Here is a 4294-nt window from a genome sequence, read left to right as displayed (position 1 = left end):
CGGGAGAGCGGGTTTCGGAGAAATCCGGTCGAACGCCGGTGTAGTCCCCAGTTATTGCGTCAGGGCCCGCGTATTCATAATCCAGAATCGGAAGCACCAGCCCATTACCGGAGCCTTGCCTATCAACGAGGGCCGCCGTAGCGCCGTGGGTGGTGACACTGATTGCGGTGATGGAAAACGCGTCCGACACCTCGCGAACCGCCTCGCAGAACCAGTCCCATATGGCATCCACATCGAAGTGGGGATAAAGCGGATTCTCTACCACGGCATTGCGCCTGGTTTTCTCGAACCGACTCTCGAGATGCTCATCGAGAACATGCACTTTAATGTTGGTTTTACCAATATCCAGAATCAGAATGTTACTCATTGAGACAAATTCACCATGTCGTGTTGTCGCCGGGATAGCTGCATGATTCACCCCGGTTCAAGTCAAGTGTTCCGGTTAACGTTGGGCGTGCTTCTCTTTCAAGTGGGACCAGAGGGTCGCCGAGATCAGATAAGTCGCCGTTGGAAGAAAGACCCAGTGTTTGACCAGGTCAATGTTACCCGAATCGACGCTGTACAGCCCAAGCCCCAAGCAAACCAACAACGAGCCGATCGCCACCACAGCGGATGCGGCCATGGCGGGCGAACCGAAGCGGCCTGCGTCAGCGCCAGCTCGCGTCTGGGGCGCATGCAGATACTGCTGTTCGGCCTGCTTGCGCTGCGCCTCCTCCGCTTCGTGCACCGAAGATTGCAGGTAGGATCTGGCCGCCCCACTCCAGGCCGCCAGGGCGGTATACACGGCCGTCGCGGTAACCCAGGTCGGAATGAGCAGGAAAAACAGATGAATGCCCAAACGGTGAAAACCCCATGCCGCGCACAGAGACAGAAGCCAGGCCAGGCATGCGGGCCAATTGAGATAGGCCTTTCGATAATGGTTCCAGTATCGGGTCAGGCCAATCCGGGGAAAGATCCAGTGTTCGGTCACAATGACCGCGCCAATCGGCGCCAGGATCAGCCCCATCAGGCCCACAAAACTCATCAACTGGGTAAACACAAACGGGAAACAGGCGATGACGGTAGTCACCGCACCGGTAATGGCGGTGACCGTGGTGCGACGCCACCGGGGATGCAATGACTGAAACGCTAGCCCGGCCCGGTAAATGGTCGGATTGGACGTTGTCCAACCCGCGATGATGACGACCAATATCCCGGTCGCGCCAAGGGCCTGATAGGCAACCGAGCCCGCATCCAGTTTCTCAATGGAGGTATTGAGAACGAGCGCCGCCCCGGCGCCCATCACGCCGGCGCACACCCAGGCCAGATAGTGGCCAATAAACATCCCCAACACAGACAGAAACCCGTAGGACGACTTTCTGGCATAGCGCAATATGGTCATATCTGACAGGCCGCCATGCATGGCCAGGTTGGCCACCCAGGCAAAAGCCGCCACATGCCAGAGCCCGAGCCCGTCTTCGTCACCGCGCCATATGTGAGAATCGGCGATCAATAGCAGCCGCTGCAGGAAAGAGGACTCGGGCGCGAGCGGAGTCGCGTCACGCAGAACGGTGAGCATGGTCAAGCCGCCCACCACAAACATCATGATCATCCAGGGTGCGCAGACTTGCGCAAACACCGCCAGACGACGAAACCCCTTGGTAGAGACAATGGTCACCACAGCACCCACCAACAGGGCCACAGCCACGAAGGCGGGATCGGTCGGGTACCACTCAACCTGCGGGCCGATACCGAAAAGAACTCGGGCCGCCGAGGCGGATACCGTGATCATGGCGCCCGCCAACACACAGAAAAGCAGACCATTCACAACGCTATAAAGGTTGATCAGCCCCTTCCCGCCAATTTTCTTCAGGTAGGCGTAGAGCGTCAGACGCGTGTCCACCGCGATCGGTGCACACACCAGGCCCCAGGTCAGTACCGCCGCCAGGTTGCCCCACAGCAGCCCCCAGAGCACATCGGCAACACCAACGCCCCAGGCCACAAAGCTGGCGCCAATGACAAATTCCGTGCCCGCCACATGCTCACCGGCATAACTGGCGGCAAAATGGCGGGCGGGCTTCAACTGATCGGGCCGCAAGGGCGCCTGCTCAAACTCATCGTGGGACGGCATGTTCACTATACTTATTTGTATTGTTGACGGTATTCGAGGGTTCGGGCCGCGACAGGCAGGCTCGAACTGAACATTAATGATCAGTTATGAACAATAACGTCAAAATAGCATTTAAACAACCTCAAAACCCATAAAGATTCGATCAACTTCACCTTGACCCTCCATTTTTGCTCATTTATAATCACTCTCAATCAGAAATTCGGATTATGAATCCATTATTCACCTGAAATAAGAGCGACGACCATGGCCTCGAAATTAGATAACCTCTGGAATGATCAAGAAGCCGCCAAGATGAGCGAGCCCGAGCTGTTGAAGTACCGCTCCAACCTGCTCGGCTCCGACCTGCGCATCACCAACTTCGGCGGAGGCAACACCTCGGCCAAACTCACCATGAAGGACCCACTGAACGGTCAGGACGCCGAGGTGCTCTGGGTAAAAGGCTCCGGGGGTGATCTGGGCTCGATCAAACTCGATGGTTTCTCCACCCTTTATATGGAGAAGCTGCATCAACTGAAAGACCTGTACCGGGGCCTGGAGCACGAAGACGAGATGGTGGGCTACTTGCCCCACTGCACCTTCAACCTGAACCCCCGCGCCGCCAGCATCGATACCCCGCTGCATGCCTACATCCCCCATAAGCATGTAGACCACATGCACCCGGATGCCGCCATCGCCATTGCCTGCACCAAGAACAGCAAAGAACTGACCGAAACGATTTTCGAAGGCGAAATGGGCTGGCTGCCCTGGCAGCGTCCGGGCTACGACCTGGGGCTGAAGCTGGAAAAAGTAGCCAAAGACAATCCCAACCTGAAGGGCATCATGCTGGAAGGTCACGGTATCTTTACCTGGGGCCCCACATCCAAAGACTGTTACCTGACCACGCTGAACATCATTCAACGCGCGCAGGACTGGCTGGAAGCAAACAACAAAACCGACGCCTTCGGCGGCATCAAGTATGACAACCCCCTGGATGACAGCCGTCGGCAAACCGTCATCAGCGAACTGATGCCCCTGATTCGCGGCAAAATCACCAACGAGCAACGCAAAATCGGCCACTTCAACGATTCCGATACCGTGCTGCAGTTCGTGAATTCCAAAGACCTGGAGCCACTGGCCGCCCTGGGCACGTCCTGCCCGGATCACTTCCTGCGCACCAAGATCCGCCCGCTGGTTTTGGATTTCGACCCCACCGCCAAGGACCTTGATGCTGAACTGGCACGCTGCGTGAAGGGATTGGATCAGCAACTTGAAGCCTATCGCGAGGATTACGCGGCGTATTACGATCGTTGCAAGCGGGGCAACAGCCCGGCCATGCGCGACCCCAATGCGGTGGTTTACCTGGTGCCGGGGGTCGGCATGATCACCTTTGCCAAAGACAAGGCCACCGCGCGCATTGCCGGTGAGTTCTACGTCAACGCCATCAATGTGATGCGCGAAGCCAACGGCGTCAGCGAGTATGTGGGCCTGCCGGAGCAGGAAGCGTTTGATATTGAATACTGGCTGCTTGAAGAAGCGAAATTGCAGCGCATGCCCAAGCCCAAGTCTCTGGCCGGCCGCATCGCCTTCATCACTGGTGGCGCCGGAGGTATCGGCAAGTCCACGGCCATCCGTATGGCCGAGCAAGGCGCCTGTATCATGTTGGCCGACATTGACCAGGCCGGTCTCGACCGCGCACAGAGCGAATTGACTCAGGCGTTCGGGAAAGATGTCATTCGCCAGGTGCACTGCGACGTGACCAAACCCGAATCGGTCGCCGGCGCCATGACCGAGGTTGCCCGGGAGTTCGGCGGCATCGACATTCTGGTGTCCAACGCCGGCATTGCCAGCTCCGCCCCGCTGGATGAAACCAGCCTGGACCTGTGGGACAAGAACATCAGCATCCTGGCCACCGGTTACTTCCTGGTCGGTCGCGAAGGCTTCAAACTGATGAAACGGCAGAGCACCGGCGGCTCCGTGGTCTTTATCGTCAGCAAGAATGGCCTGGTGGCCTCTCCCGGTGCGTCGGCCTACTGCACAGCCAAAGCCGCCGAAATCCAGTTGGCCCGCTGCATCGCGCTGGAGGGAGCCCCTCTGGGTATTCGCTGCAATGTGGTCAACCCCGACGCGGTACTGCGCGGTTCCAAAATCTGGGACGGCGAGTGGCGCCAGGAGCGTGCCGCAGCGTACGATATCAGTAACGAAGAA

General features: G+C 58.0%; 3 protein-coding genes. 1 reads left to right on the top strand and 2 read right to left on the bottom strand.

The window, feature by feature from the left end:
• The coding region (locus B3187_RS12940; protein ID WP_349678202.1) for an FGGY family carbohydrate kinase at positions 1-367 on the bottom strand (367 nt) is incomplete at its 3' end.
• Between the two features lie 75 nt (positions 368-442).
• A complete protein-coding gene (locus B3187_RS12935; protein ID WP_286806894.1) occupies positions 443-2110 on the bottom strand; it encodes a purine-cytosine permease family protein in 1668 nt (555 codons plus the stop codon).
• A gap of 243 nt (positions 2111-2353) precedes the next feature.
• Between B3187_RS12935 and B3187_RS12930 the strand changes: the two genes are divergently transcribed.
• Positions 2354-4294 (top strand): bifunctional rhamnulose-1-phosphate aldolase/short-chain dehydrogenase (locus tag B3187_RS12930; RefSeq protein ID WP_286806892.1); only part of this gene is annotated, 1941 nt, incomplete at its 3' end.

The sequence above is a fragment of the Marinimicrobium sp. UBA4209 genome (assembly GCF_002381585.1).
GTDB classification, from domain to species: domain Bacteria; phylum Pseudomonadota; class Gammaproteobacteria; order Pseudomonadales; family Cellvibrionaceae; genus Marinimicrobium; species Marinimicrobium koreense.
Note: the sequence above shows the minus strand (reverse complement) of the source record. Positions and strands in the feature narration are given on the sequence as shown.